Source organism: Sphingobium sp. CR2-8 (genome assembly GCF_035818615.1).
Classification (GTDB): domain Bacteria; phylum Pseudomonadota; class Alphaproteobacteria; order Sphingomonadales; family Sphingomonadaceae; genus Sphingobium.
Genome location: NZ_JAYKZY010000002.1, coordinates 2,293,557 through 2,319,683 on the forward strand (window position 1 = coordinate 2,293,557; position 26,127 = coordinate 2,319,683).

At 65.1% G+C, this 26,127-nt stretch carries 25 protein-coding genes, 1 tRNA gene and 1 pseudogene; 8 read left to right on the forward strand and 19 right to left on the reverse strand.

Going from position 1 to position 26,127, the window contains the following annotated elements:
* Positions 1–120: 120 nt before the first annotated feature.
* The 5 genes from infB to rimP all read right to left on the reverse strand — a co-directional run bounded on the left by infB (position 121) and on the right by rimP (position 5,873).
* Entirely contained in the window at positions 121–2,718 is a 2,598-nt protein-coding gene (gene infB / locus U5A82_RS15085; RefSeq protein ID WP_326291655.1) for a translation initiation factor IF-2, read from the reverse strand.
* A gap of 67 nt (positions 2,719–2,785) precedes the next feature.
* Entirely contained in the window at positions 2,786–3,448 is a 663-nt protein-coding gene (locus U5A82_RS15090; RefSeq protein WP_326291656.1) for a DUF448 domain-containing protein, read from the reverse strand.
* A 63-nt stretch (positions 3,449–3,511) separates the two neighbouring features.
* A complete protein-coding gene (locus tag U5A82_RS15095) occupies positions 3,512–3,754 on the reverse strand; it encodes a tautomerase family protein (protein WP_326291657.1) in 243 nt (80 codons plus the stop codon).
* Positions 3,755–3,759: 5 nt separating this feature from the next.
* The gene (gene nusA / locus U5A82_RS15100; protein WP_326291658.1) at positions 3,760–5,334 is read right to left on the reverse strand and encodes a transcription termination factor NusA; all 1,575 of its coding nucleotides are present in this window, start codon (positions 5,332–5,334) and stop codon (positions 3,760–3,762) included.
* A gap of 14 nt (positions 5,335–5,348) precedes the next feature.
* Entirely contained in the window at positions 5,349–5,873 is a 525-nt protein-coding gene (rimP, locus tag U5A82_RS15105; protein ID WP_326291659.1) for a ribosome maturation protein RimP, read from the reverse strand.
* A gap of 187 nt (positions 5,874–6,060) precedes the next feature.
* On the opposite strand from rimP, the gene U5A82_RS15110 reads away from it, so the two are divergent.
* Complete coding sequence (locus U5A82_RS15110; RefSeq protein WP_326291660.1) at positions 6,061–7,191, forward strand: PQQ-dependent sugar dehydrogenase; 1,131 nt, start codon at positions 6,061–6,063, stop codon at positions 7,189–7,191.
* 277 nt (positions 7,192–7,468) lie between these two features.
* On the opposite strand, the gene U5A82_RS15115 is transcribed toward U5A82_RS15110, so the two are convergent.
* The 3 genes from U5A82_RS15115 to tpiA all read right to left on the reverse strand — a co-directional run bounded on the left by U5A82_RS15115 (position 7,469) and on the right by tpiA (position 10,543).
* A complete protein-coding gene (locus U5A82_RS15115; RefSeq protein WP_326291661.1) occupies positions 7,469–9,100 on the reverse strand; it encodes a CTP synthase in 1,632 nt (543 codons plus the stop codon).
* Between the two features lie 90 nt (positions 9,101–9,190).
* On the reverse strand, positions 9,191–9,568 hold the full coding sequence (gene secG / locus U5A82_RS15120; RefSeq protein WP_326291662.1) for a preprotein translocase subunit SecG: 378 nt from the start codon (positions 9,566–9,568) through the stop codon (positions 9,191–9,193).
* Between the two features lie 213 nt (positions 9,569–9,781).
* Positions 9,782–10,543, reverse strand: coding sequence for a triose-phosphate isomerase (gene tpiA, locus U5A82_RS15125; RefSeq protein WP_326291663.1), 762 nt, complete (start codon positions 10,541–10,543; stop codon positions 9,782–9,784).
* A gap of 212 nt (positions 10,544–10,755) precedes the next feature.
* Between tpiA and U5A82_RS15130 the strand changes: the two genes are divergently transcribed.
* Together U5A82_RS15130 and trpE are read left to right on the forward strand one after the other, a co-directional pair.
* Positions 10,756–12,705, forward strand: coding sequence for a peptidyl-prolyl cis-trans isomerase (locus tag U5A82_RS15130; RefSeq protein ID WP_326291664.1), 1,950 nt, complete (start codon positions 10,756–10,758; stop codon positions 12,703–12,705).
* Between the two features lie 51 nt (positions 12,706–12,756).
* Positions 12,757–14,229, forward strand: a complete 1,473-nt coding sequence (gene trpE, locus U5A82_RS15135) for an anthranilate synthase component I (protein ID WP_326291665.1) — start codon at positions 12,757–12,759, stop codon at positions 14,227–14,229.
* A 185-nt stretch (positions 14,230–14,414) separates the two neighbouring features.
* Here trpE and U5A82_RS15140 read toward each other — a convergent pair.
* The 3 genes and pseudogenes from U5A82_RS15140 to U5A82_RS15150 all read right to left on the reverse strand — a co-directional run bounded on the left by U5A82_RS15140 (position 14,415) and on the right by U5A82_RS15150 (position 16,063).
* Positions 14,415–15,139, reverse strand: a pseudogene (locus U5A82_RS15140) (extensin-like domain-containing protein).
* A 3-nt stretch (positions 15,140–15,142) separates the two neighbouring features.
* A complete protein-coding gene (locus tag U5A82_RS15145) occupies positions 15,143–15,922 on the reverse strand; it encodes an NUDIX hydrolase (protein WP_326291666.1) in 780 nt (259 codons plus the stop codon).
* A gap of 65 nt (positions 15,923–15,987) precedes the next feature.
* Positions 15,988–16,063 (reverse strand) — tRNA-Ala (locus tag U5A82_RS15150).
* A gap of 237 nt (positions 16,064–16,300) precedes the next feature.
* Here U5A82_RS15150 and U5A82_RS15155 point away from each other — a divergent pair.
* On the forward strand, positions 16,301–17,239 hold the full coding sequence (locus tag U5A82_RS15155) for a DUF2171 domain-containing protein (RefSeq protein ID WP_326291667.1): 939 nt from the start codon (positions 16,301–16,303) through the stop codon (positions 17,237–17,239).
* Positions 17,240–17,405: 166 nt separating this feature from the next.
* Positions 17,406–17,744, forward strand: coding sequence for a DMT family protein (locus U5A82_RS15160; protein WP_326291668.1), 339 nt, complete (start codon positions 17,406–17,408; stop codon positions 17,742–17,744).
* A 3-nt stretch (positions 17,745–17,747) separates the two neighbouring features.
* Here the strand turns inward: U5A82_RS15160 and U5A82_RS15165 are convergent, their stop codons facing one another.
* The gene (locus tag U5A82_RS15165) at positions 17,748–18,002 is read right to left on the reverse strand and encodes a hypothetical protein (RefSeq protein ID WP_326291669.1); all 255 of its coding nucleotides are present in this window, start codon (positions 18,000–18,002) and stop codon (positions 17,748–17,750) included.
* A 141-nt stretch (positions 18,003–18,143) separates the two neighbouring features.
* On the opposite strand from U5A82_RS15165, the gene U5A82_RS15170 reads away from it, so the two are divergent.
* A complete protein-coding gene (locus U5A82_RS15170; protein ID WP_326291670.1) occupies positions 18,144–18,329 on the forward strand; it encodes a hypothetical protein in 186 nt (61 codons plus the stop codon).
* Here U5A82_RS15170 and queA read toward each other — a convergent pair.
* The 5 genes from queA to U5A82_RS15195 all read right to left on the reverse strand — a co-directional run bounded on the left by queA (position 18,326) and on the right by U5A82_RS15195 (position 21,993).
* Entirely contained in the window at positions 18,326–19,366 is a 1,041-nt protein-coding gene (queA, locus tag U5A82_RS15175; RefSeq protein WP_326291671.1) for a tRNA preQ1(34) S-adenosylmethionine ribosyltransferase-isomerase QueA, read from the reverse strand. The genes U5A82_RS15170 and queA overlap by 4 nt on opposite strands.
* A gap of 23 nt (positions 19,367–19,389) precedes the next feature.
* Positions 19,390–20,169: a peptidylprolyl isomerase gene (locus tag U5A82_RS15180; protein WP_326291672.1), complete on the reverse strand. Its 780-nt coding sequence runs from the start codon at positions 20,167–20,169 to the stop codon at positions 19,390–19,392.
* A 117-nt stretch (positions 20,170–20,286) separates the two neighbouring features.
* Positions 20,287–20,799, reverse strand: a complete 513-nt coding sequence (coaD, locus tag U5A82_RS15185; RefSeq protein ID WP_326291673.1) for a pantetheine-phosphate adenylyltransferase — start codon at positions 20,797–20,799, stop codon at positions 20,287–20,289.
* Between the two features lie 4 nt (positions 20,800–20,803).
* On the reverse strand, positions 20,804–21,733 hold the full coding sequence (locus U5A82_RS15190) for a polyprenyl synthetase family protein (protein WP_326291674.1): 930 nt from the start codon (positions 21,731–21,733) through the stop codon (positions 20,804–20,806).
* Positions 21,734–21,738: 5 nt separating this feature from the next.
* Positions 21,739–21,993, reverse strand: coding sequence for an exodeoxyribonuclease VII small subunit (locus U5A82_RS15195; protein ID WP_326292957.1), 255 nt, complete (start codon positions 21,991–21,993; stop codon positions 21,739–21,741).
* Positions 21,994–22,195: 202 nt separating this feature from the next.
* On the opposite strand from U5A82_RS15195, the gene U5A82_RS15200 reads away from it, so the two are divergent.
* The gene (locus U5A82_RS15200; protein ID WP_326291675.1) at positions 22,196–22,579 is read left to right on the forward strand and encodes a hypothetical protein; all 384 of its coding nucleotides are present in this window, start codon (positions 22,196–22,198) and stop codon (positions 22,577–22,579) included.
* A 106-nt stretch (positions 22,580–22,685) separates the two neighbouring features.
* On the opposite strand, the gene U5A82_RS15205 is transcribed toward U5A82_RS15200, so the two are convergent.
* Positions 22,686–22,841, reverse strand: a complete 156-nt coding sequence (locus U5A82_RS15205) for a hypothetical protein (RefSeq protein WP_326291676.1) — start codon at positions 22,839–22,841, stop codon at positions 22,686–22,688.
* A gap of 190 nt (positions 22,842–23,031) precedes the next feature.
* Between U5A82_RS15205 and purL the strand changes: the two genes are divergently transcribed.
* A complete protein-coding gene (gene purL, locus U5A82_RS15210; protein ID WP_326291677.1) occupies positions 23,032–25,209 on the forward strand; it encodes a phosphoribosylformylglycinamidine synthase subunit PurL in 2,178 nt (725 codons plus the stop codon).
* A 240-nt stretch (positions 25,210–25,449) separates the two neighbouring features.
* On the opposite strand, the gene U5A82_RS15215 is transcribed toward purL, so the two are convergent.
* The gene (locus U5A82_RS15215) at positions 25,450–25,986 is read right to left on the reverse strand and encodes a GNAT family N-acetyltransferase (RefSeq protein ID WP_326291678.1); all 537 of its coding nucleotides are present in this window, start codon (positions 25,984–25,986) and stop codon (positions 25,450–25,452) included.
* Positions 25,987–26,127 lie beyond the last annotated feature (141 nt).

Here is a 26,127-nt window from a genome sequence, read left to right on the forward strand (position 1 = left end):
GTCCTCCCCTCCCGTTTGCGGGAGGGGCCGGGGGTGGGCTCTTCCCACCGGCCATTGTAATTCAGGAGAGGGCGAGCCCACCCCCAGCCCCCTCCCGCAAAGCAGGAGGGGGAATATGGATCACAGCGTGCGCTGGCGTTCTTCGACCTCGAACAGTTCCAGCGTATCGCCAGCCTTGATGTCGTTCGTATCCTGGAGGACCGCGCCGCATTCCATGCCTGCGCGGACTTCGGACACGTCGTCCTTGAAGCGACGCAGCGAGTGGATGACCGTCTTCGACACGATGACATCGGACCGGGTGAGGCGCGCATTGAGCCCCTTGCGGATGATGCCGTCGAGGACGAGCAGACCCGCCGCCTTGTCCTTCTTGCCGGCCGGGAACACCTGCAGCACTTCGGCACGACCCACGATCGTTTCGATGCGTTCGGGCGCCAGCTGCCCTGCCATTTCGTTACGCACTTCCTCAAGAAGGTCGTAGATCACGTCATAATAGCGCAGCGAGATCTTCTCGCGCACGGCCATCGGACGCGCCTTGGCATTGGGACGGACGTTGAAGCCGATCAGCGGCGCGCGGCTGGCGGCGGCCAGCGTCACATCGCTTTCGGTGATCGCACCCACGCCGGAGCTGAGGATGCGCACCTTGATCTCGTCTGTCGAAATGCGGTTGAGCGCCGTGACGATCGCTTCGACAGACCCCTGCACGTCGCCACGAATGACGACCGGATATTCGATCATCGTCGTGTTGAGCGCGGAGAACATGCTCTCGAAATTGGTCGGCACCGACGCCGTCCGCTTGAGCGTGATCTGTTCCTGACGATAGGCCGCGACTTCGCGGGCGCGGGCTTCGTTTTCCACGACGGTGAGCTGGTCGCCCGCCTTGGGAACGCCGGACAGGCCCAGCACTTCGACCGGGGTCGAAGGACCGGCGGTCTTCACCTGCTGCCCCTTGTCATTGACCAGCGCACGCACCTTGCCGCTTTCCGCGCCGATGACGAAGGTGTCGCCGACCTTGAGCGTGCCCTTGCGCACCAGCACGGTGGCGACCGCGCCACGGCCCTTGTCCAGCTGCGCCTCGATCACATTGCCTTCGGCAGCGCGATCGGGGTTGGCGGTCAGTTCCATGACTTCGGCCTGGAGCAGGATCTTGTCGATCAGTTCGTCAAGGCCGGTCTTCTTCAGAGCCGAAACCTCCACGTCCTGCACGTCGCCGCCCATATCCTCGACCACGATCTCTTCGCTCAGCAGGCGCTCGCGCACCTTCTGGGGATTGGCTTCGGGCTTGTCGCACTTGTTGATCGCCACGATCATCGGCACGCCGGCCGCCTTGGTATGGTTGATCGCCTCGATCGTCTGCGGCATCAGGCCGTCGTCGGCCGCCACCACCAGGATGACGATGTCGGTGACGTTGGCGCCACGGGCCCGCATTTCCGAGAAGGCCTCATGGCCCGGCGTGTCGAGGAAGGTGATGACATCGCCCTTCTTCGTCGTCACCTGATAGGCGCCGATATGCTGGGTGATGCCGCCGCTTTCGCCCGCAACCACATCGGTCCCGCGCAGGGCGTCGAGCAGCGAGGTCTTGCCGTGATCGACATGGCCCATGATCGTGACGACCGGGGCACGCGTTTTCAGCGTCTCGGGCGCATCGACATCGCCGGTGATACCGATTTCGACGTCGGCATCGGACACGCGCTGGATGCGGTGGCCGAATTCTTCCACCAGCAGTTCGGCCGTATCCTGATCGATCGGCTGGTTGAGCGTGACCGCCTGCCCCATCTTGAACAACGACTTGACCAGGTCCGCGCCCTTTTCGGCCATACGGTTGGCCAGTTCCTGCACGGTGATGATTTCAGGCACCACGACATCACGGACCTGCTTGTCACGCTGCTGCGCGCCGCCGGCATAATGGGCGCGGCGTTCCTTTTCACGGGCGCGCTTGAGCGCCGCAAGGCTGCGGGCGCGGGCGCTGTCGTCATCGGCCAGCGCCTTCGTCACGGTCAGCTTGCCAGCCTGGCGACGATTATCCTCGCCCTTCTTGGCGCGTTCGGGCTTCGTCGGCTCGGGGCGCTTGACCGGCGTGACCGGGGTGAAGCGACGCGGCGGCGGAGCAGCAGCAGCGGTCGGGGCGGCCGTGGCGCTGGCAGGCGCTTCCTGATCGGCAACAGGCGCAGGCGCAGCCTCCTGCTGGGCCGGTTCCGCGGCAGGCGCGGCGACTTCGGCAGCAGGCGCAGCAGGCTGCTCGACCGGGGAGGGGGCTTCGGCGGCGAGGCGATTTTCCTCGGCGCGACGCTTTTCTTCCTCGCTCGCGGCCAGACGGGCGGCGTCCTCACGACGGCGCGCATCTTCCAGCGCGGTCATGCGGGCTTCTTCCGCCTCGCGCAGTAGCTTGGCCTGCAATTCCTGACGCGACATCAGGCTCTGCGGCGGCGCCTGACGCACCGGGGCGGGCTGCGGCGGGCGGGTCTGCTGGGGCGCGGGCGCGGCCGGACGCGGCGCTGCTGCCACGGGCGCCGGGGTGGCGTCCGCCTGGGGCGCAGCCGCAGGGGCGGCACCGGTCGTCTCACCCGGCTTGCCCAGGACGCGGCGCCGCTTCACTTCCACCACGACCGTATTCTTGCGGCCATGGCTGAACTGCTGCTGCACCTGACCGGATTCCACGGTCCGCTTGATGCCCAGCGGCTTGCGGCCCAGAACCGGCTTGTCTTCCTTGCTGTCACTCATACGACTGAACTTAACCCTTCACTTCCGCACCCGACCGGAAAGGCCCGTCGGCGCCCTTAACAAACGCTTATCCGACCACGCCCGGCACATCTGCGGAGTCATGCTCCCCATGTACAGGCGCCCCGTTAGCGCAACCCAGATAGCTTTCCAAGCGGCCGATGGCCGCACGCAGACGCGACGCCGCACGCGAGTCGGTCACTGCGATATGGACGACATTGTCGCGCCCCATTGCCATAGATAGGGCGTCGCGGTCCACAGGCAAGACGTTGCCCGCCAAATCACTGCCTTCCGCTTCCCGTCCGACGCGCAGCGCCTGGTCCAGTTTGCGGTTGCCGTCGGCCGCCGCATCGGCGGCGTGGAGCAGCAATTGCACCTGCCCCTTGCGGCAGGCGACGTCGATCTTTTCGGAACCGGTCAGCAGCATCGACGCGCGCGACTCCAGCCCCAGCCGGTCCAAAAATGTCTTGCGCAGCCCCGCCTCGATCATGGCGGGCAGGTCGGCGGGAATGTCGAGCGCACCGTCCTTGAACGAACGGGCGAGCGCGCCCTTGAGCTTGCCCTTGGCCAGCGCGGCTTCCAGTTCGGCGCGCGACACGCCGATCCATGCGCCACGCCCCGGTGCCTTGGCGCGGATGTCGGGCAGCACCTGCCCCTCCGGCCCGATCGCCAGGCGGATCAGCGCTTGCGGGTCGGCGCGGTCGCCGGTCAATATGCATTTGCGTTCGGTCATGCGTGCCCCTCCGCCAAAACGGATGAAAGGGCAAGGCCGACGCTGTCGAGAGGCGCTATTCTCTCATCGGGGAGTGTCCGCAACATAGGCGTCCTCCCTTATAAGAGGGGCAGGTGCGGGCGCGCGATCTGCAAGCAGCACGCCACCCGCGGCATAATTGTCGAGGCTGAGTTCGGTGATGTTGATCTGCACGGCAGCCGCCGGCTTTCCCAGCCGCTCCACGAGCGACCGGGTGACGTCGGCAACCAGCGCGGCTTTCTGCTCGCGGGTCACGGCGCCAGCCAGACGGATATCAACGAACGGCATCTGCTTTACGCTTCCTCATCCTCAAACCAATGCGCGCGGGCAGCCATGATGATCTCATTGCCCTGCTCGTCCGACAGGCCATAGGCGGCCAATATGCCACCCTTGTCCTCGGCGCCGCTGTCGGATTTGCGGCGACGCTGATCGATGCGCTTCTTCTGCACCAGTTCGTCGGTGGCAAGGTCGGCCAGATCGTCCAGCGTCTTGATGCCCGCCTTGCCCAGCGTCACCAGCATGGCTTCGGTCAGATGCGGCATGCCGGCCAGTGCGTCCTCGACGCCCAGATTGGTACGCTCTTCACGGGCAGCGGCCTCGCGGCGCTCCAGCGCTTCCAACGCGCGATTCTGCAATTCGCCGGCCAGTTCGTCGTCGAAGCCCTCGATCGAGGCGAGTTCGTCGATCTCGACATAGGCGACTTCTTCCAGCTCGCCGAAGCCTTCGGCGACCAGCAGCTGCGACAGCGTCTCGTCCACGTCCAGTTCGTTCTGGAACAGTTCGGAACGGCTGACGAATTCCTTCTGGCGCTTTTCGCTGGCGTCGGCTTCGGTCATGATGTCGATCGCCTTGCCGGTCAGCTGGCTGGCGAGGCGGACATTCTGGCCGCGACGACCGATGGCGAGCGACAACTGATCGTCGGGGACGACGACTTCGATCCGCTCTTCTTCCTCATCGATGACGACGCGGCTGACCTGGGCAGGCTGCAACGCGTTGACGACGAAAGTCGCGGTATCTTCCGACCAGGGGATGATGTCGATCTTTTCGCCCTGCATTTCCTGCACGACGGCCTGGACGCGGCTGCCCTTCATGCCGACGCAGGCGCCGACCGGATCGATGCTGCTGTCGCGGCTGATGACGCCGATCTTGGCGCGGCTGCCCGGATCGCGGGCGGCGGCCATGATGGTGATGACGCCGTCGTAGATTTCGGGGACTTCCTGCGCGAACAGCTTCTTCATGAATTCGGGATGCGCGCGGCTGAGGAAAATCTGCGGCCCGCGATTTTCGCGGCGGACGTTCAGCACGACCGACCGGATGCGGTCGCCGACGCGGACGACTTCGCGCGGGATCTGCTGGTCGCGGCGGATGACGCCTTCGGCGCGACCGAGGTTCACGACGACATGGCCGAACTCGACCGATTTGACGACGCCGGTGATGATCTCACCCACGCGATCCTTATATTCTTCATGCTGGCGCTCGCGCTCGGCGTCGCGGACCTTCTGGAAGATCACCTGCTTGGCCGACTGGGCGTCGATGCGGCCCAGGTCGATCGCGGGCAGCGGGTCGACGATGAAGTCGCCGATCACGGCGTCCTTCTTGAGCTTCTGCCCGGCCTTCAGATCGACCTGCTTGAAATAATCCTCGACCAGTTCGACCACTTCGACCACGCGCCACAGGCGCAGGTCGCCGGTTTCCGGGTCCAGCTTCGCACGAATGTCGTTTTCGGCGCCGTAGCGCGCGCGGGCGGCGCGCTGGATCGCGTCTTCCATCGCTTCGATAACGATCGCCTTGTCGATCATCTTTTCGGAGGCGACGCTGTTGGCGATCGCGATCAGTTCGGCCCGATTGGCGGAAATGGCGTTGGCCATGGCTTTATGAACCCTTATTCTTCGGTTTCAAAATCATCCGCCCCATCGGAGGAAAGCGGCATTGTAGCAGAAAGAAGCGCGTCGGTCAGCAGCAGCTTCGCGTCGCTGACCAGTGCGAAAGGAATGACGACGTCGCCACTCTTCACATCGGTAAACAATATGTCGTCGCCATCGACGCCGTTCAGGACGCCGCGAAAGCTCTTGCGGCCATCGACGACCTCGGTAGCGGTAATCTTGGCTTCATGGCCCGACCATTCGAGGAAGTCGTGCAGGCGGGTCAGCGGCCGGTCGATGCCGGGCGAACTGACTTCCAGCCGATAGGCTTCCTCGATCGGATCGACTTCATCGAACAGATCGGAAAGGCGGCGTGAGATGGCGGCGCAATCCTCGATCACCAATTGCTTGGTCCTGGGATCTTCGGCCATGATCTGGAGCGTATGCTCGTCCCCCGAGCCGAACAGCTTGACCCGCACGAGGTCGAAACCCATGGCCTTCACCTCGGGTTCGATCAATGCAGTCAGTTGGGCGATGTCCGCCATGCAATCTCCGGAAAACTCTATGCGCGCTTCCCGCGCCGCAAGCGTCTCGCTTGCGACCCTGACATGTTTGACGATGTAAGGAAGCAAGGCCGATATAGGCACGCGTCGCGAAATCTGCAACATTATTCGTCCCCGATCATTCCTTGCGCACAATCCCGTGCCCCACATCCCCGAGATGGAGACATAGATGCGCCATTTGACGCTCACCGCCCTCCCCCTGCTGCTGATCGCCTGTTCGGGCGAAGGGGCCAACAGCCAGACGCCCGCGTCCGGCGATAAGCCGTTCAAGGTCGCGACCATCGCCGATTTCGACTCGCCCTGGGCCATGACCTTCCTGCCGGACGGCCGCGCGCTGGTGACGGAAAAGGCGGGTGAGATGATCCTGTTCGATCCCAAGAACGGCACCAAGATCCCGGTCGCGGGCATCCCAAAGGTCGACAGCGCAGGACAGGGCGCGCTGATGGACGTCGTCCCGTCGCCGACCTTCGCCAAAGACAAGGCGATCTATTTCAGCTTTTCGGAGGAACGGGACGGGGTCAAGGGCGTGGCGCTCGCCAAGGGCGCGTTCAACCAGGCGAGCGACGGCACGACGAAGCTGGACGGCGTCACCGTGATCTTTCGCGCCAGCCCCTATGTCGACGGGGACGGCCATTATAGCGGGCGCATCGCCTTTTCCCCCGACGGCAAATATCTGTTCTTCACCAATGGCGAGCGGCAGAAATTCGATCCTGCGCAAGACCCCAAGGCGACGCTGGGCAAGGTGCTGCGCCTGAACCTGGACGGCACGCCTGCGGCGGGCAATCCGCTCGCAGCCAAGGGCTTCAACCCTGCCATCTGGTCCTACGGCCATCGCAACCTGCTTGGGCTGGCTTTCAATTCGGCGGGACGTTTGTGGGAACAGGAAATGGGGCCGAAGGGCGGGGACGAGGTGAACCTCATCAAGCCCGGCCTGAATTACGGCTGGCCCAAGGCGTCGAACGGCAGCCATTATGATGGCCGCGACATTCCCGATCACAAGCCCGGCGACGGCTTTGAAGCGCCCAAGGTCTGGTGGAATCCGGTCATCTCGCCCGGCGGCCTGCTCTATTATTCGGGCGACCTGTTCCCGGCGTGGAAGGGATCGCTGTTCATCGGTGGCCTGTCCAGCCAATCGCTGGTGCGGGTAAAGCTGGACGGCGAGAAGGCGTCGAAGGCCGACCAGTGGGACATGGGCGCACGCATCCGCGAAGTGGAGCAAGGGCCGGACGGCGCGCTGTGGCTGCTGGAAGATGGCGGCAAGTCGCAGGGGCGGCTGCTGAAGCTGACGCCGGCAAAGTGACAGGCGCGCCTGTCAGAATAGAGGTCAGCACATATATGTAGTCGACACTGTTCCCCGGCGCAGGCCGGGGCCCAGTTCTAAGGATGGGACTGGACCCCGGCCTGCGCCGGAGAACGCCCTCGCGACGGCTTGCCCCCTAGAGCATTTTCGAAGCAGATGGCGTCATCTGCTGGCTTGTAAAATGCAGAAAACAAAGAACAACCAGAGCATGATCCGATCCTGTATGATCGGATTATGCTCTAGTCTCAAACAACGCCGTGCCGGTGAGCAGATGGCATTACACCAACCGGCTCTGCTTGACCGCCGCTTCGATGAAGCTGGCGAATAGCGGGTGCGGGTCAAAAGGTTTGGATTTGAGTTCCGGGTGGAACTGCACGCCCACGAACCAGGGGTGGTCGGGCCGCTCGACGATTTCGGGCAACGTGCCATCCGGCGACATGCCCGAGAAGATCAGGCCGCCCTTTTCCAGCGGTTCGCGATAACCGGCGTTGACTTCATAGCGATGACGGTGCCGTTCGCTGATGTCGTTGGTGCCGTATATACCCGCGACGACGCTGTTGCCGTCCAGCTTTGCGGGATAGGCGCCCAGGCGCATCGTGCCGCCCAGATCGGTGTCGGCGGTCCGCTTCTGCAAGCCTTCCTTGCCCATCCATTCGGTGATGAGGCCGACGACCGGTTCGGGCGTCTCGCCAAATTCGGTGGTGGACGCCTGCGCGATCCCCGCCGTGTGCCGTGCGCCCTCGATACAGGCCATCTGCATGCCCAGGCAAATGCCGAAGAAGGGCACATTGCGTTCGCGCGCGAACTTGACCAATTCGATCTTGCCTTCCGATCCGCGCACGCCAAAGCCGCCGGGGACCAGAATGCCGTGCATCGGCTCCAGGCTGGAGACGATGTCGTCGCCCTTTTCGAACAGCTCCGCGTCGATCCACTTGACCTTGACCTTCACCCGATTGGCGAGGCCGCCATGGTTGAGCGCTTCGTAAAGCGACTTATAGGCGTCGAGCAGGCCGACATATTTGCCGACGACGCCGATCGTCACTTCGCCTTCGGGGTTCTGCTGGCGATCCATGATGTCGTCCCAGCGTTCCAGCTGGGGCACGGGCGCATCCTGGATGCCGAAGGCGCGCAGCACTTCCTCGTCCAGCCCTTCGGCATGATATTGATGCGGCACGGCATAGATGCTGCTGGCGTCCAGCGCGGGGATGACCGCTTCGGGGCGCACGTTGCAGAACAAAGCGATCTTCTTGCGCTCGCTGTCGGGCAGCGGATGTTCGCAGCGGCAGAGCAAAATATCGGGCTGGATGCCGAGCGAGGTCAGGTCGCGCACGCTGCGCTGGGTCGGCTTGGTCTTCAGCTCACCCGCCGCGGCGATATAGGGCACCAGCGTCACATGGACGAAGATCGACTGGCCGCGATCCAGGTCGTTATGCAACTGGCGAATCGCCTCCATGAAAGGCAGCGATTCGATGTCGCCCACGGTGCCGCCGATTTCGCACAGGACGAAATCCAGATCTTCGGTGTCGGCGGTGGCGAACGCCTTGATCTCATCGGTGACGTGCGGGATGACCTGCACCGTCGCGCCCAGATAGTCGCCGCGCCGTTCGCGCTGGATGATCGTCTGGTAGACGCGGCCCTGCGTCACATTGTCGCTCTGGCGCGCGGACACGCCGGTGAAGCGCTCATAATGGCCCAGGTCCAGGTCGGTTTCCGCCCCGTCGTCCGTCACATAGACTTCGCCATGCTGATATGGCGACATCGTGCCCGGATCAACGTTGAGATAGGGGTCGAATTTCCGGATTCGCACACGGAAACCTCGTGCCTGCAACAAAGCTGCAAGCGAAGCGGCCATCAGGCCCTTGCCAAGCGAGGAGACCACGCCGCCGGTGATGAAAATATACCGCGTCATGGGAGGAGAGGCTTAGCCTTTCGGAACAGCAAAGGGCAAGCGCGCGAATCCACGCGCGCTTAAAAAAGATCGAAAAGATCGGTGAGAGGTTTAGTTGGCGAGCGGAACCGCGCCGTTGGACGCAGGCGCGGACGCCGCGTTGCTGGCCGCACCGGCCAGCGGATCGGCATTACCGGCCGGGGCAGGCGCGTTCTGCGTCGCAGGCGCCTGGCGCACCAGCGAGGTGTCGATGTCGCTGGGCGCGTGCCGCACCGACGCGATCACCGCCATCACGATCGACAGCAATACGAAGATGCTGGCGAGCACCGTGGTCGACCGGGTCAGGAAATCCGCCGCGCCGCGCGCCGACATCAGGCCCGCCGGGCTGCCGCCCACGCCAAGGCCCCCGCCTTCCGACTTCTGCATCAGGATGACGGCAACCAGCAGGGCCGCAATAATGGCCTGAACGACGAGGAGGAAGGTGAACATGCGACGATGTGTCCGGTATTATGGGGTGCGTTGGCGCGCACATAGCGAGGATGGCGGTTGGGGGCAACCGTTGCGCCGCCTCACCTTCCTCATCTTCGTCATGCTGAACGCGTTTCAGCATCCATCTCGCCTCCGCGTCCTGGGGCCAAGAGGAGGAATGGACCCTGAAACAGGTTCAGGGTGACGAAGAGTGGGGATTGGACACCATGATATTCAAGCCGCCGCCGTCACCTTGTTGTCCGCCGCCTCGATGATCGGCGCGAATTTCGCCGCGGTCAGGCTTGCGCCGCCGATCAGGCCGCCGTCGACATCCGCGATTGCCAGCAATTCGGCCGCATTGGCGCCGTTCATCGACCCGCCATAGAGGATGCGCATCTTCGCCGCCTCGTCCCCGATCCGCGTCGCGAGCGCGGCGCGCAGGGCCGCATGCATCGTCGCCACCGCCTCCATCGTCGGGATGCGGCCGGTGCCGATCGCCCAGATGGGTTCATAGGCCACCGCCAGCCAGTCCGCCGCCGCGCCATCGGGCAACGACGCCAGCAACTGCGCCGACACCACGGCTTCGGCGTCGCCCGCGTCGCGCACGTCCAGGCTTTCGCCCACGCATAATATGACCTTCAGGCCCGCCGCCTTCGCCGCCAGCGCCTTGGCCGCGATGTCGGCATTGGTTTCGCCGCGCGCCTCGCGCCGTTCGCTATGGCCGGTGATGACCCAGGTCGCGCCCGCTTCGGCCAGCATTTCGGCCGAGAGCGAACCGGTATAGGCCCCGCTCATGTCCATATGGCAGTTCTGCGCGCCGATGAACGCCGCGCCGCGCCGTTCCGACCCCGCCATGATGAGCGTCGCGGGCAGGCATAGCCCGACCTCGACCGCCGGATGCGCGGCCGCCAGATCGCCGATCGCCTCCACTTCGTCCAGATGCTCGCGCATCCCGTTCATCTTCCAATTGCCGACAACCAGCTTGCACCTGCTCATCCGCCTGTTCCCCCATCATGAGATGTGATTATTGCCGCACGATGCGCCGGGCGATCCGCCGCGTCCCTCTTATCGAGGCGCGTCTCCCCGGATCGTCCGGCGCTGATACAGGGCGATGAACGGCGCTCGCGCATTTGTCCAGCCCAAGCCTTGCCGCGACGCGCATCCGCCCTTAAAGCGGGCCGCCATATCGCCGCTATTCTGGAACCCCCATGCTTTCTGTCTTTCGCAGCTTCATCCGATCGAAATTCGGCGCGATCTTCGCCGTCCTCTTCCTGGGGGTGATCGCCGCGGCCTTCATCATGGGGGATCTGACCAGCGGCAAGTTCGGCGGGTCGATCGGCGGTGGCGGCACCGCGGCGAAGGCGAAGGGCCTGACGCTCAGCCAGAACGAGTTTCAGGACCGCGTCCAGCGCGTGTTCGAAAATGCGCGGCGGTCCAATCCGGGCCTCCAGATCGGCGACTTCTTTGCGCAGGGCGGCGCGGCACAGGTATTCGACCAGCTGGTGGCGTCGCTGACGCTGCGCGCCTTTGCCGATCAGCAGGGCGTCCATATCTCCAAGCGTCTGGTGGACGCGCAGATCGCGCAGATCCCCGCCTTTCAGGATGCGGCCGGCAAGTTCAGCAACGAGAATTTCCGGGCGCTGCTGGTGCGCGAACGGCTGACCGAGCAGGCGCTGCGCGACGATATCAGCCGCGAAATCCTCCAGCGCCAGCTGCTCGCCCCGGTGGGCCTGGGCGTCAAGCTGACCGACAGCATGGTCATGCCCTATGCCTCGCTCCTGCTGGAAGGGCGCCAGGGCACGGTCGCGGCAATTCCTGCCGTCGCCTTCCTCGACGACAAGAACCCCACCGATGCGCAACTGGCCGACTATTACAAGAAGAACGCCAGCCGCTTCACGATCCCAGAACAGCGCCGCATTCGCTACGCCGTGATCGACGCCGAACGCTTCGCGCAGGCCGCCGCGCCGACCGACGCGGAGATCAGCGCCTATTACAACCAGAACAAGGCCGCCTACGCCGCCAAGCAGCAGCGCAGCGTCGAACAACTGGTCCTGCCGACGCAGGCGGCGGCCAAGGCTATCGCCGACCAGGTGAAGGGCGGCAAGTCGCTGGCCGCCGCCGCGCAGGGCGCAGGCCTCGCCGTATCGACGCTGACCGACCAGAGCCGCGAGGCGCTCACTGCGTCGGCGGGCAAGGCCGTCGCCGACGCGGCGTTTGCGGGCAAGCAGGGCGATCTGATCGGCCCGGTGCGCGGGTCGCTGGGCTGGCTGCTGCTGCGCGTCACGGCAGCGAAGGAGACCCCTGCCCGTTCGATCGCCGCGGCGCGTGAGGAGATCGTCGCGGCGTTGCGCGTGCAGAAGGAAAAACAGCTGCTGACCGACTTCACCGGCAAGATCGAGGATCAGGTCGGCAATGGCGACAGCTTCGAGGAAGTGGTGAAGGATAACGGCCTGAAGCTGGAAACAAGCCCGCTGGTCGTGTCGACCGGCAAGCAGGTCAAGGACGCCGCCTTCACCGCCGGGCCGGACCTGCAACCGCTGCTCGCCCCCGTCTTTGCGATGAGCGCGGACGATGACGCCCAGCTGATCCCGATCACCCCGGACAAGCGCTATGCGCTGGCCGCCCCGGGCGACATCGTCGCCGCCGCCCCGCCGCCGCTGGCCGAGGTCAAACAGCTGGTGCTGGCGCAATATAAGCTCAATGCCGGCAATCTGAAGGCGAAGGCGCTGGCCGAACAGATCCAGGCGAAGGTCGCCAAGGGCGCAAAACTGGCCGATGCCATCGCGCAGGCGGGCGTGAAGCTGCCCCCGGCGCAGACGCTGGGCGGCCGCCGCGCCGATATCATGCGCGGCGAGCAGCGTCCCCCGGCCGAGGTCGCCATTCTCTTTTCGATGGCGGCGAACACGGTCAAGACGCTGCCGATCGGTCAGGATCGCGGCTATTTCGTGGTGCAATTGAACAAGATCGAGCGCGGCGACGCCAAGGGCCAGCCCGAATTGCTGAACCAGGTCCGTACCCAGCTCGCCGAAGTGGTGGGCCAGGAATATGGCCAGCAGTTCGAGCGCGCGGTCGAAAAGGATCTGGGCGTCACCCGCAACGCGAAGGCCGTGGAACAGGTCCGCAGCGCACTGGCCGCCACGAACAGCGGCGAACAGTAAGATGACGGCGACCGGGGGACGGCGGACGGCGTAGCGACAGCGCGTGCGGCATTGGCGCGCGGCGAATCGGCGCTGGTGTGGCGGCGACAGATCGCCGACACCGACACGCCGATCTCCGCTGCGCTGAAATTGTTCGAGCCGGATCGGGGCGACTATCTGCTCGAATTGGTGGAGGGCGGCGCGGTGCGCGGCCGCCACAGCCTGATCGGCCTGGCCCCCGACCTCGTCTTTCGCGCCAACGGTGAGCAGGCGGAAATCAACCGCCAATGGGCGAGCGACCGCGACGCCTTCGTGGCGCAGGATGGCGGCGCATTGGCGGCGCTCCGCGCGCTGGTCGCCGAATGCCGTGCGGCGATGGACCCGGCGCTGCCCGCTGCGCTCGCCTGTCTGGTCGGATATTTCGGTTATGAGACGGTCGGGCTGGTGGAAAAACTCCACCGCCCCGCCGCCAACCCCATCGGCGTGCCCGACATGCTGTTCGTGCGCCCCACCGTCATCCTGGTGTTCGATCGGCTGGCCGACGCGCTCTATCTGGTCGCGCCGGTGTGGAAGGGCAGCTTTATCGACGCGGACCGGGCGATCGAGCAAGCGCTGGAGCGGATCGACGCCACCGCCGCGCGTCTGGCCGCGCCGCTGCCCAGCGTTCCCGCGCCTGCCGACATCGCCGACGTCGCGGTCACGCCGGTGCTGGCGCCGGGCCGCTATGCGCAGATGGTCGACAGGGCGAAGGACTATATCGTCGCGGGCGATATCTTTCAGGTCGTGCTGGCGCAGCGTTTCACTAGCCCCTTCACCCTGCCGCCGATCGCCCTTTATCGCGCGTTGCGGCGGATCAACCCGTCACCCTTCCTCTATTATCTCGACCTGCCCGGCTTCGCGCTGATCGGCTCGTCGCCCGAAATCCTGGTCCGCGCCCGCGATGGCGAAGTCACGATCCGGCCGATCGCGGGCACCCGCCCGCGCGGCAGGAACGCCGTCGAGGACGCCGCCAATCGCGAAAGCCTGCTCGCCGATCCCAAGGAACGGGCCGAGCATCTGATGCTGCTGGACCTGGGCCGCAACGATGTCGGCCGCGTGGCGAGCGCGGGCAGCGTGACCGTGACCGACAGCTATACCGTCGAATTCTACAGCCATGTCATGCATATCGTGTCCAACGTCGTGGGCCGATTGCGCGCGGACAAGGATGCGATCGACGCGCTGTTCGCGGGCTTCCCGGCGGGCACCGTATCGGGCGCGCCCAAGGTCCGCGCCTGCGAGATCATCGCCGAACTGGAGCCGGAAACGCGCGGTGCCTATGCTGGCGGCGTCGGCTATTTCGGGCCGGACGGCAATATGGACAGCTGCATCGTCCTGCGCACCGCCGTGCTGAAGGACGGCATCATGCATGTCCAGGCCGGCGCGGGCATCGTCGCCGATTCGACCGCCGAATATGAGCAGCGCGAATGCGAGGCGAAGAGCGGCGCTTTGCTGGCGGCCGCGCGCGAAGCGGTGGCGCTGGCGCGGGATGCGCGGTTCGGGCAATAATTTAGGCGGCGCTGTCATGCTGAACCTGTTTCAGCATCCATTTCTCAACCCGCATTGTCGGTATCGGGGTCGTCGGTCGTTTGCCCGGCTTTGTACTTCCCGTTAGTCCCTTGACCGCGTCGTCCGGACCCGTGGCACGATGGATGCTGAAACAAGTTCAGCATGACGGTTTTGCAAAGCTTGCCTCACCGACAGGCCCGCCCCCCATCGCGCCGCGCTCCGCCTGGTCCAGGTGGAAATGGTCGCGATGCGCGGCGTTATAATCGGGCGACAGCACGGTCGAAAACAGGCCGCACGCCCCGTCGCGAACCGCGCGCAGGAAGTCGGCGTCCCTGCCCTCCCCTTTCCAGTCCTTGAGCACGCTGACCTGCCGCCCATCCTTCAACACGAAGGCCGTCACGTCGAGCGCGTCGGCAGTGGCATGTTCGCTGAAATCGCCCTGGCTTCGCCCATAGATGCGGCGGCAGCTATAGCTGCCGAAATGGCGGATGCTGCGCACGGAGGTGCCGTAGATGCGTTGGGCGGCGGGCTGCACCACCTGCCATTCCCATAATTTCAGCGCCGCGACGACCGGGCAGGATGGCGCGACGGCCGCAGGCGCCAGCGTGATCGCTTCGGCGTCGGCCCGCAACCGCACCGCGTCGGCATAGCGGCACTGGCCCGTCCCGCCCGGCTTCATCGCGACATAGTCCACCCCCGCCCGGTCGAGCAGCGCTTGGCACTGCGCCGCGTCGCCGGTCAGCGCCGCCAGCTTGCGCCCGGTGAACAGCCCGATCGGCTGATCCAGGCTGAGGTCGGTCCAGGGCAGATCCTGCGGCCGTTGCCGCAGTGCGGCATAGCCCAGCAGCAACAGGCAGAGGAAACCGCCCAGCAGGACAAGGCGGCGAATGGTCAGGTGAAGGGCGCGCATGCCCTAAACACGCCGGACCCGGTCCATCGGTTCCGCCGTGACGGGATAGCCCAGATGATCGGGGATGCAGAGATGGGTTTGCCCGTCCCGCTCCTCCAGCCACGGCCGGATCTTGTCGACCGGATGGGCCAATGCATCGGCGACCAGCGCGGCATGGCTGCCATATTGCGCCAGCCGCTCCAGATTGCGCCGGGTGGGGAAAATCACCTGCGCCGCGCCCACATCGGCCATCGCCAGCGTGGCGGCCGCGCTGCTCCAGAACAGCCGGACATTTTCCGTCGTGTCGACGCTCGCCATCTGCCCCTGTGGCGCGCGCGCCAGATAGAAGCGGGTGTCGAATATCCGCCGCGCCCCTTCGAACGGAGCGGGGTGCCAGCGCGCGAAGGGCGTCAGCTCGTCCAGCGCCACGCCCAGCCCGTGCCGGCCCAGCAGGTCGCCCAGCGTCCGCCCGTCATGCAGCCCGTCGCGCAGTCGCAGCACCACCGCCGCATCGATCACGCCGGTCAGCCCGATGCCAAGGCCGCTTTCCTCGATCGTCTCGCGAATGGCGGCGATCCGCGCCGCCGCCTCGTCCGCCGCCAGGCCATGATCGATCCGCGCCGCCAGGTCATGATCGCCCGCATCCACCGCGCCGCCGGGAAAGACCAGTGCGCCCGCCGCAAACGCCATGGTGGACGCCCGTTCCAGCATCAGCAGGTCGGGTGGCCCGTCCTGCGAATCGCGCACGATCACCAGCGTGGCGGCGGGACGCCCGGCGTCGGCCGTATCTGCTTCATCTGTCATGGAAACCGCTCTAGGCGCGTCCGGCGCCTACGGTAAAGTCCTTGCGGTCCAACCCTGGGAGGGGTTGGTGGAGCCTAGCGGGATCGAACCGCTGACCTCGTCATTGCGAACGACGCGCTCTCCCAGCTGAGCTAAGGCCCCCGAAGGAGCGCTGCCTATAGGATAGCGATTTGGCCCTTGCAACAGTCTTTTGCACAAAATGGCGCGTCACTTTCTGATCTGGATCAAGCGTCTGGGATCATGGACGAATCCTGCGCGACCAGCCGCCCGACAGGCGGGACATTACCCCTGCGTAACGCCCGGAACGATGGCTCCATCCGCTCATTGATCCCCCGTCGACGCCGTGCAGGCGTTGCTGCAAGAAGAAGGAGAAGGACGATGGGTTATCAAGGCGGCCGCCGCTATGGTGGCGACGATCGATATTCCGGCAATCTGGATCGCGGCGGCGATCGCTATCGCGGGCAGCGCGATTATGGACGCGACGACCGCAGCTATCGCTATGGCACGCGCGGCCAGTTCGGCGGCGGCGACTATCGCCGTGGGCCCAGCGACTACGACCCCGAGGATCGCGGCTTCCTGGACCGGGCGGGCGACGAAGTGCGCAGCTGGTTCGGCGATGAAGAGGCGGAACGCCGCCGCGAATATGACGAATATTATAACCGCCGCTATGGCGACCCGCGCGACCAGTCGAGTCGACTGGGCTACGCATCGGCCGCGCGGCGGGACTATGTGCCCAACAGCGGCTTTACGCCCTTCACGAGCGAGCGCAGCGGCTATGCCAACCAGGATCGAGGCGACGACCGCACCTTCGGCCCGCGCGAGGATTATGGCGTCCATCACGACAGCAATTATCAGGCCTGGCGTCAGGAGCGGCTGAACGAGCTGGACCGTGACTATGCCGAATATCAGCGGGAACATCGCGACCGCTTCAACAGCGAATTCGGCACATGGCGCACTCGCCGCAGCGAACAGCGGCAGGCGATCAACCAGGTCCGCGAACATCATGAGGTCGTGGGCAGCGATGGCGAACATGTCGGCACCGTCGACAAGCTGCGCGGCGACCGCATCATCCTGACCAAAAGCGACGCCGATGCCGGTGGCGTCCATCACTCGATCCCGTCCAGCTGGATCAAGTCGGTCGACGCGACCAAGGTGACGCTGGAAAAGACGGCAGAACAGGCACAGGACGCCTGGCGTGTCGAGCGCGAACAAAACGCCCTTTTCGGCGATCGCAACCAGCAACAAAGCGATTGGAGCAGCGAAGGCTCCGCGAGCAGCAGCAGCGCCAGCAGCTATAGCGGCACCCGCTATCGCTAATAGCGGTGGATTTGAAGGAAAGGCCCGGCCATGACGGTCGGGCCTTTTCCTATGCGCTCCCAATCAGGGCGATCGAGTTCAGAGCCTCCCAATCCATACCGTTCCCCGGCGCAGGCCGGGGAACAGATTATAGCGTCATCAGATAGATTTGGTGTAAGACACGCCTATGCCGACCATCCTGCTGCTCGTCCTGTCCAACCTCTTCATGACCGTCGCCTGGTATTGGCATCTCAAAGGCGGGATGGACAAGCCGATCCTGCTGGTCATCCTGATCAGCTGGGGGATCGCGCTGTTCGAATATTGCCTGGCCGTGCCCGCCAACCGCATCGGCTATGCCGGGGGCTGGAGCGCGGGACAGCTCAAGGTAGCGCAGGAAGCGATCGCGCTCATCATCTTCGGCGGCTTCATGGTGACCGTGTTGGGCGAACCGCTGCACTGGCGTCATCTGGCCGCCTTCGCCTGCATCATGGGCGCGGTCGGCTTCCTGTTCGTCGGCCGCACCTGATCGTCAGGCGACCGGGCGCAAGCGTTCCGGCAGGCCATCATCGCTAGGTCCGTTGCAGGCGAAGCGCGGACTGGCGCTGTAAGTGCTGAACTGTTCGAGCGGGAGGGCCGTCCCGCAAAAGGCGCATTCGGCGACCATGCGGCCCACGATCCACTGCTGGCGCGTGCAGGACGGGCAGCAATTGGTCCCGCCCGCATGATAGAGCGGGCTATATCCTTTGGCGAAAGACGGACGGGCCGTTCCGAAAGCAATCTCCATGGTCATATCCTTGATCCCTCTGGCTGAATAAACGCTTGAAACGCAAAAGGTTTCAATTGCGAACCAAAGGCGCGGCTGGAGCGGCCAGCGGAACTTTCGCCGCCATGACTCGCTTCGCCTCTGCAACATAAGGAGACTGGCATGAAGAATATCGTGGGCACGGCCATCGGCGCAGCCATCGATCGCCGCGACGGCGACAGCGGTGTGAAGGGCGCAGTCCTGGGCTATGCGGCATCGGGCGCGGTCAAGACCGTCGCCAAATTGGGCACGCTCGCCGCCATCGGCTATGGCCTCGTCAGCCTGGCCCGCAAAGCGGTGCGTCGCTAAAGCGACCGGTCCGGCAGCAGGAGCGAGCTGTCACCATAGCTGTAGAAGCGGTATCCGCTTTTTATGGCATGCGCATAGACAGCTTGCATCCGCTCCGTCCCCATCAACGCACTGACCAGCATGAACAGGGTCGATTTGGGCAGGTGGAAATTGGTCATCAGGCCGTCCACCGCCCGGAATTGATAGCCCGGCGTGATGAAGATGCGCGTTTCGTCGGCGAAGGGGCGGAGTATCCCGTCTTCGTCGGCCGCGCTTTCCAGCAGGCGTAGCGACGTCGTGCCGACCGCGATCAGCCGCCCCCCGGCGGCCCGCGCGGCGTTCAGGCGGTCCGCCGTCGCAGCGTCGATCCGGCCCCATTCGGCATGCATGCGATGATCGTCGGTATCGTCCGCCTTGACCGGCAGGAAGGTGCCCGCGCCCACATGCAGCGTCAGCGTATGCATCGATACGCCCGCAGCGGCGAGCGCCACCATCAGGTCCGGCGTGAAATGCAGCGCAGCAGTCGGCGCGGCGACCGCGCCGTCTTCCCGTGCGAACATGGTCTGGTAATCGCTGCGGTCGCGCTCGTCGGTCGGGCGTTTGCTGGCGATATAGGGCGGCAACGGCATGCGCCCCGCCCGTTCCAGCAAAATCTCGACCGGCTCGTCGCCTTCGAAATCCAGCGTGACCCCGCCATCCTCGTCGCGCGGCCCGGCGATGGCCGTCACGCCCGCCCCGAAATCGATCCGGTCGCCCGCGCGCACCCGCTTGGCATTGCGCAGGAACGCCTGCCACTGGCGCAGGCCCTGCCGCTTGTGCAGCGTCGCGCCGATCCGCGCTTCGCCCCGCAGGCCTTCCAGTTGCGCCGGAATGACCTTCGTGTCGTTGAAGACCAGCACGTCGCCCGCGCGCAGCAGCGACGGCAGGTCGGATACGACATGATCCTGCATGGCGTCGGCACCGGGCACCAGCAGCAACCGGGCGCTGTCGCGCGGCGATGCGGGCCGGAGCGCGATATTCTCGGTCGGCAGGTCGAAATCGAACAAATCTACGCGCATGGCAGTGGTCCGGGCGAACCGGCTCAGTTCTTCTTGGGTGCGGACTTTGCGGCCACCGGCTTCTTGGCGGCGGGCTTCTTGGGCGCGGGCTTGTCGATGATCGACACCGGCGGCGCAGGCGGGGTCGGCGCGACAGTGACGGGCGGCTTGCCGTCGCTTTCGATCGACGCCTGCAGGATCACGGTGGGGTCTGCGGGCGGCTCGCCCTCATGGATCGCGTCGACATATTGGATGCCGTCGATCACGCGGCCGAAGACGGTATATTTCTTGTCGAGCTGCATGCGCGGCAGCAGCACGATGAAGAACTGGCTGTTGGCGCTGTCCTCGCTCTGGGCGCGGGCCATCGACACGGTGCCGCGCAGATGCGGCATCGGATTGAATTCGGCCTTGAGGTCGGGCAGCTGCGAACCGCCGGTGCCGTCGCCCTTGGGATCGCCGCCCTGCGCCATGAAGCCGGGAATGACGCGATGGAATTTCAGGCCATTGTAAAAGCCCTGGCGCGTCAGTTCCTTGATCCGCTCGACATGGGTGGGCGCGATGTCGGGCCGCAGCTGGATGCGCACGCGGCCACCGCTCGACAGGTCCAGATCCCAGATATTCTGCGGATCGGCCGGCACGGTCGCCGGCGGCAGCTTGGGCGTCAGGTCGGTGCCCAGCGACTTGGCGTTATCCTGCGCCCGCACGGCGGCTTCCGCCTTCTTCATTTCGTCGGCCTTGCCGCCCCCGCCTTGGGCAAAGGCCACGCCGGACGCGGTAAGGGCGAAGCCGATCGCGACGGTCTTGAGCGCGCAAGTGAAACGCATGGGGTAGGAGTTCCTTGATATCTTGATGCCCGGGGCCAAGCCGCCCTGATAGCGCGCTGATCGCGATTGGCAACTGAACGCAGGCTGAAACCGGAAAAGGGGCTGCCAAAGCCCCGCTTAAATCCCGCCCTTGCGCCCGATCTTTTCGACCCGTGCCGCCACTTCGTCGCGCACGGTGGGGCTGACGAATTTCTGGATCGGCCCGCCATAAAGCGCGATTTCCTTGACCAAGCGCGACGCGATCGGCTGCAACGACACGTCCGCCATCAGGAAAACGGTTTCGATCCGGTCGTTGATCTGCTGGTTCATGCCCGCCATCTGATATTCATATTCGAAGTCCGCGACGGCGCGCAGGCCCCGGATGATGACGCTGGCATGCTGCAATTCGGCAAAGTCCATCAGCAGCGAATTGAAGCCGGTCACGACGATTTCGGTGTCGATGTCCACGCATTCGCGCCGCACCATATCCAGCCGTTCCTCGTCGGTGAACATGGGCGATTTGGCGATATTGGTGGTGACGCCGATCACCAGCTTGTCGACCAGCTTCGCGCCGCGCCGGATGATATCCATGTGGCCCAACGTCACGGGATCGAACGTGCCCGGATAGACGCCGATACGCTGTGTGCTCATGACGTTAGCGATCCCTCTCCACGATATAGTCGGCTATGGCGCGCAGCAGGTCCGCCTCCGCGCCATAGCCATGCAGATGCGCCTTGGCCTGCGCGACCAGCAGATGCGCCTGTTCGCGCGCGCGCTCCACGCCCAGCAGCGACAGGAACGTCTCCTTGCCCGCCGCCGCATCCTTGCCCAGCGCCTTGCCCGCCAGCGCCGCGTCGCCCTCCACGTCCAGCAGATCGTCGGCGATCTGGAAGGCGAGGCCGATGTCGCGGGCATAGCCACGCAGGCCGACGCGCGCCTCATGCGGCAGGCGCGCCATGATCGCGGCGGCCTCCACGCAAAATTCGATCAGCGCGCCGGTCTTGAGATTCTGGAGCCGCGTGACGGTGGCGAGGTCGAAACGGGTCTTCTCCGCCTCCAGGTCCATCATCTGCCCGCCCGCCATGCCCGCCGGGCCGCTGGCGGTCGCCAATGCCTTGACCAGTTCGATCCGCACGAACGGGTCGGGATGCGCATCCTCCCCCGCCAGCACGTCGAACGCCAGGTCATGCAGGCAATCGCCCGCCAGGATCGCGGTGGCTTCGTCATAGGCCTTGTGCACGGTCGGCTTGCCGCGGCGCATGTCGTCATCGTCCATCGCGGGCAGATCGTCATGGATCAGCGAATAGACATGGATGCACTCGACCGCGACGCCGACCCACAGCGCCGATTCGCGTGAGATGTTGAACAGGTCGCTCGTCGCCCGCACCAGCAAAGGCCGCAAGCGCTTGCCCCCGCCGATCGCGGCATGGCGCATCGCCTCATACAGCCGCGCGCGCGCGTCGGGCGGCACGGCGAGCAGCCGGTCGAACGCCGCATCGATATCACCTGCGACCTCGCTCGCCCGCGCCGTCACCAGCGAAGTTGCGGAGGCGCCCCCGCCGTCCGCCGTGCGGCCCCCCGCCACGACGATCAATCCGCGCCGAAGGGTTGGGCGCCGGTCACCGCGCCATTAGCGTCGACCGTCAGCTTGGCGATCCGCGCTTCGGCCGCCTGCAACCGTTCGGTGCAGCGTTTGCGCAGCTCTTCGCCCTTGGCATAGAGCGAGATCGATTCATCGAGCGGCACGTCGCCGCTTTCCAGTCGCCGGACGATCGTTTCCAGCGCGCGCAGCGCATCCTCGAAAGACAGGGTTGCGGGATCGGGGGTGGAAATATCCTCAGCCATGCCCCTTGCATTGGCCGCCGCCACGTCGCCGGTCAAGTCCGGCCCCGCCATTTATGGCGAACCGCAGCCGATAGTCGCTGCAATGCGCCATTCATACCGGCTGCGTCATCAAGGCGTCATGCCCCGATTTCAGGGGGCATGGCGGGAAGTGCGCAGTTTTGCGTTGACGCACCATGTTGCGCATGCACATAAAAGGATCGCTATGAAACATTATTTCCCCCTGATCGCCGTCGCCAGCGTTGCCCTGCTGTCGGCCTGCAACAAGAATGACGAACCCGAAGTCGTCGGCGGCCCTGCCGACCCGATGGCGGCGCAGCTCGCCAACGCCGCGCCGGTCGAACTGCCGCCTTCGGTCAAGGCGAACAAGCAGTTCCGTTGCAAGGACAACAGCCTGATCTTCGTCGACTTTATGAGCGACGACAAGACCGCCCTGCTGCGTACCGAAAAGGGTGGCACCGCCACCTCGCTCAAGGCCGCCGAAGCAGGCCAGCCCTTCACCGCCGAGGGCGGCTATGAGGTCAAGGGATCGGGTGACGAGGTCACCATCACCGTGCCGGGCAAGAGCGCCCAGGCCTGCCACGTCTAAAGACATCATCCCCGTTTCCGCGCCCATGGATGCGCGGGCATGAAGTGGCCGGACCTCCCCTAAAGGTCCGGCCTTTTTCATGGGACAGGACCGCAAAGCGGTCGCGTCAATCGTTGCTGAACATCGCCTTGGCGGCCCGATCGGCATAGGCCTTCGCCAGCGATCGATGCGCTGCCTTCGCCCGTTCCGACTTGGACGCCTGCTCCATCAACCGCTGCTTGCGGCAGCGGCTGGAAAAATAGAAGAAGTCGATCCCCTTCATCCCTGTACCTCTTTGTGGCCTCCCGATCTCTGCCGAATCGCCACCCCGCCGAGGTTCATTGTTCTTCTGAAACATTAACGAACACCTTACAGCCGCGCAAATACGTGCCGGCACATGCCCCCCGCCATATTCCGCGCGCGGCCGCACGCCGCCATTGCTCTCCGCCCACGGCCCCGCTAAAGGCGCGCTCATGTCCAACACCGCCACCCAGATCACCCCGGAAGTCGTCGCCGAACATGGCCTCAGCCCGGAAGAATATGACCGCGTATTGAAGGCGATCGGCCGCGAGCCGAACCTGACGGAACTGGGCATATTCTCGGTCATGTGGTCGGAGCATTGCTCGTACAAATCCTCCAAGATCCACCTGATGAAGCTGCCGACCAAGGGTCCGCAGGTGATTTGCGGCCCCGGCGAAAATGCCGGCGTGGTCGACATCGGTGACGGTCAGGCGGCGATCTTCAAGATGGAGAGCCACAACCACCCGAGCTACATCGAACCTTATCAGGGCGCGGCGACCGGCGTCGGCGGCATCCTGCGCGATGTGTTCACCATGGGCGCGCGTCCGGTCGCGAACATGAACGCGCTGCGCTTCGGCCGCCCCGATCATCCCAAGATGAAGCATCTGATCGCGGGCGTCGTGCATGGCATCGGCGGCTACGGCAATTGCGTGGGCGTGCCGACCGTGGGCGGCGAAGTGAATTTCCACCCCGCCTATGACGGCAATATCCTGGTCAATGCGATGACCGTGGGCGTCGCCGACACCGACAAGATTTTCTATTCCGCCGCCAGCGGCATCGGCAACCCGATCGTCTATGTCGGGTCGAAGACCGGCCGTGACGGCATCCATGGCGCGACGATGGCGAGCGCAGACTTCGGCGACGACGCGGACGCCAAGCGCCCCACCGTGCAGGTCGGCGACCCCTTCACCGAAAAGCTGCTGATCGAAGCCTGCCTGGAACTCATGGCGTCCGACGCGATCGTCGCGATCCAGGATATGGGCGCGGCGGGCCTCACCTCCTCCAGCGTAGAAATGGCGTCGAAGGGCGGCGTCGGCATCCAGCTCAACATGGACGACGTGCCGCAGCGCGAAACCGGCATGACCACCTATGAAATGATGCTCTCCGAATTGCAGGAGCGCATGTTGATGGTCTTGAAGCCCGGCCGCGAGGATTTCGCCGAAGCGATCTTCAAAAAGTGGGAACTGGACTTCGCCGTCATCGGCCATGTCACCGACACCGGCCGCATGGTCCTGATCCACAAGGGCGAAACGGTGTGCGACATCCCGCTCGCCCCGCTGGCCGACGACGCACCGCTCTACGACCGTCCGTCCATGCCGAAGGACGAATATAAGATCTGGTCGCAGGTCCAGCCGCTGGGCGACATCGCCGAAAGCGCGGATATCGGCGCGGACCTCATCACCCTGATGGGCAGCCCCGACATCGCCAGCCGTCGCTGGATCTGGGAACAGTACGACCATATGGTCGGCGCCGACACGGTGCAGCGCCCCGGTAGCGACGCCGCCGTCGTACGCGTCCATGGCAGCCAGAAGGGCATTGCGATCAGCACCGATTGCACGCCGCGCTATTGCTATGCCGACCCCTATGAAGGCGGCAAGCAGGCGATCGCCGAATGCTATCGCAACCTGTCCGCCGTCGGCGCGACGCCGCTGGCGGTCACCAACTGCCTGAACTTCGCCAACCCGCAGCGCCCCGAAATCATGGCGCAGCTGACCGGCTGCCTGGAGGGCATGGGCGACGCCTGCCGCGCGCTCGACTTCCCGATCGTGTCGGGCAATGTCTCGCTCTATAATGAGAGCAAGGCTACCGGCGGCGGCTCGGCGATCCTGCCGACCCCGGCGATCGGCGGCATCGGCCTGCTGGCGGACGTGGACGTGATGGCGACGGTCGCGTTCAAGCAGGAAGGCGACGCGATCTGGCTGATCGGCGGCGAAGGCACCCACCTCGGCCAGTCCATCTGGCTGCGCGAAATCGCAGGCCGCGAGGCGGGCGACGCGCCCAAGGTCGACCTGACCGTCGAACGCGCCAACGCCGACACCGTCCGCGCGCTGGTCGCCAACGGCACGGTCAACGCCGTCCACGACATCAGCGACGGCGGCCTGATCGTCACGATCGCGGAAATGGCCTTGGCGGGCAAGGTCGGCGCGACGCTGGACATCGCGATGACCACCGCATCGGCCTTTGGCGAAGACCAGGGCCGCTATGTCGTCACCGCGCCAGCGGGCGTCGATATCCCGAGCGCCGTGAAGATCGGCACCGTCGGCGGCGACAGCGTCGCAGGCGTGGCGCTCGACACGCTGCGCACCGCGCATGAAGGCTTTTTCCCGGCGCTGATGGACAGCGAACTTTAGGGTTGCCCGCTGTCGCTTCGAACTGAGCCTGTCTAACGGTCGCGAAACGGCAAATATTGCGCTTTGGCTTATCGTCTCGCCAGCGGCGAACGGCGCCACTGAGGTATCGGCTTCATACACCGTCCCCCCGGCGCAGGCCGGGGTCCAGTCCCACGCTAAGAACTGGACCCCGGCCTGCGCCGGGAACAGTCTATGTCATCCCAGATGCATCGGCGGTAGCGGCGCGCAACAGCCCCTCCACTAACCCCGCCGCAATATATACTCCCGGTCCGTCCACGTCCCGACCGGAAAGCCATAGCCCCCGACCTTCACGAAGCCGCGCTTCTCATAAACCGCCAGCGCGCGGTCGTTGCCGGACCATACGCCCAGCCACACCGGCCCCGGCATTTCCGCCGCCAGCCAGTCCAGCGCCACGTCCATCAACGCCCGGCCGACGCCCTGCCCCTGCGCGGCATTGCGCGCATACAACTGATACAACTCCCCTTGCTCCGTCGAGGCCTCCGGATGCGGCAATTTGCATGGCCCGACATGCGCATAGGCCAGCAACTGCCCATCGGCCGTCTCCGCGACCCAGGTCGCATGCGTCGGATCGGCCAGTTCCCGCGCCACCGTCGCCGCGCCATAGCTGTCCGCCTCGAACAGGGCGAGGTCGGCGGGCGGGTAGGGAATGGCGAAGCCGTCGAGAAACGTCTCGCGAAACGCCGCCAGCTTGAGGGCGGAGAGCGGCACGGCATCGGCAGGCTCTGCCCGGCGGATGATGAAGGATGAAGTCGTCACACAGCTGAAATGACAGACCAAGCTGCGCCACACAATATCTCCCCTATGACTATAGGGGCGCAGGCTGTCCTACACGCCATCGTCGCAGCATAATGGCCCTCTCGCTTTTCGATAGGATCATGCCGGAGCAACGATATTTCA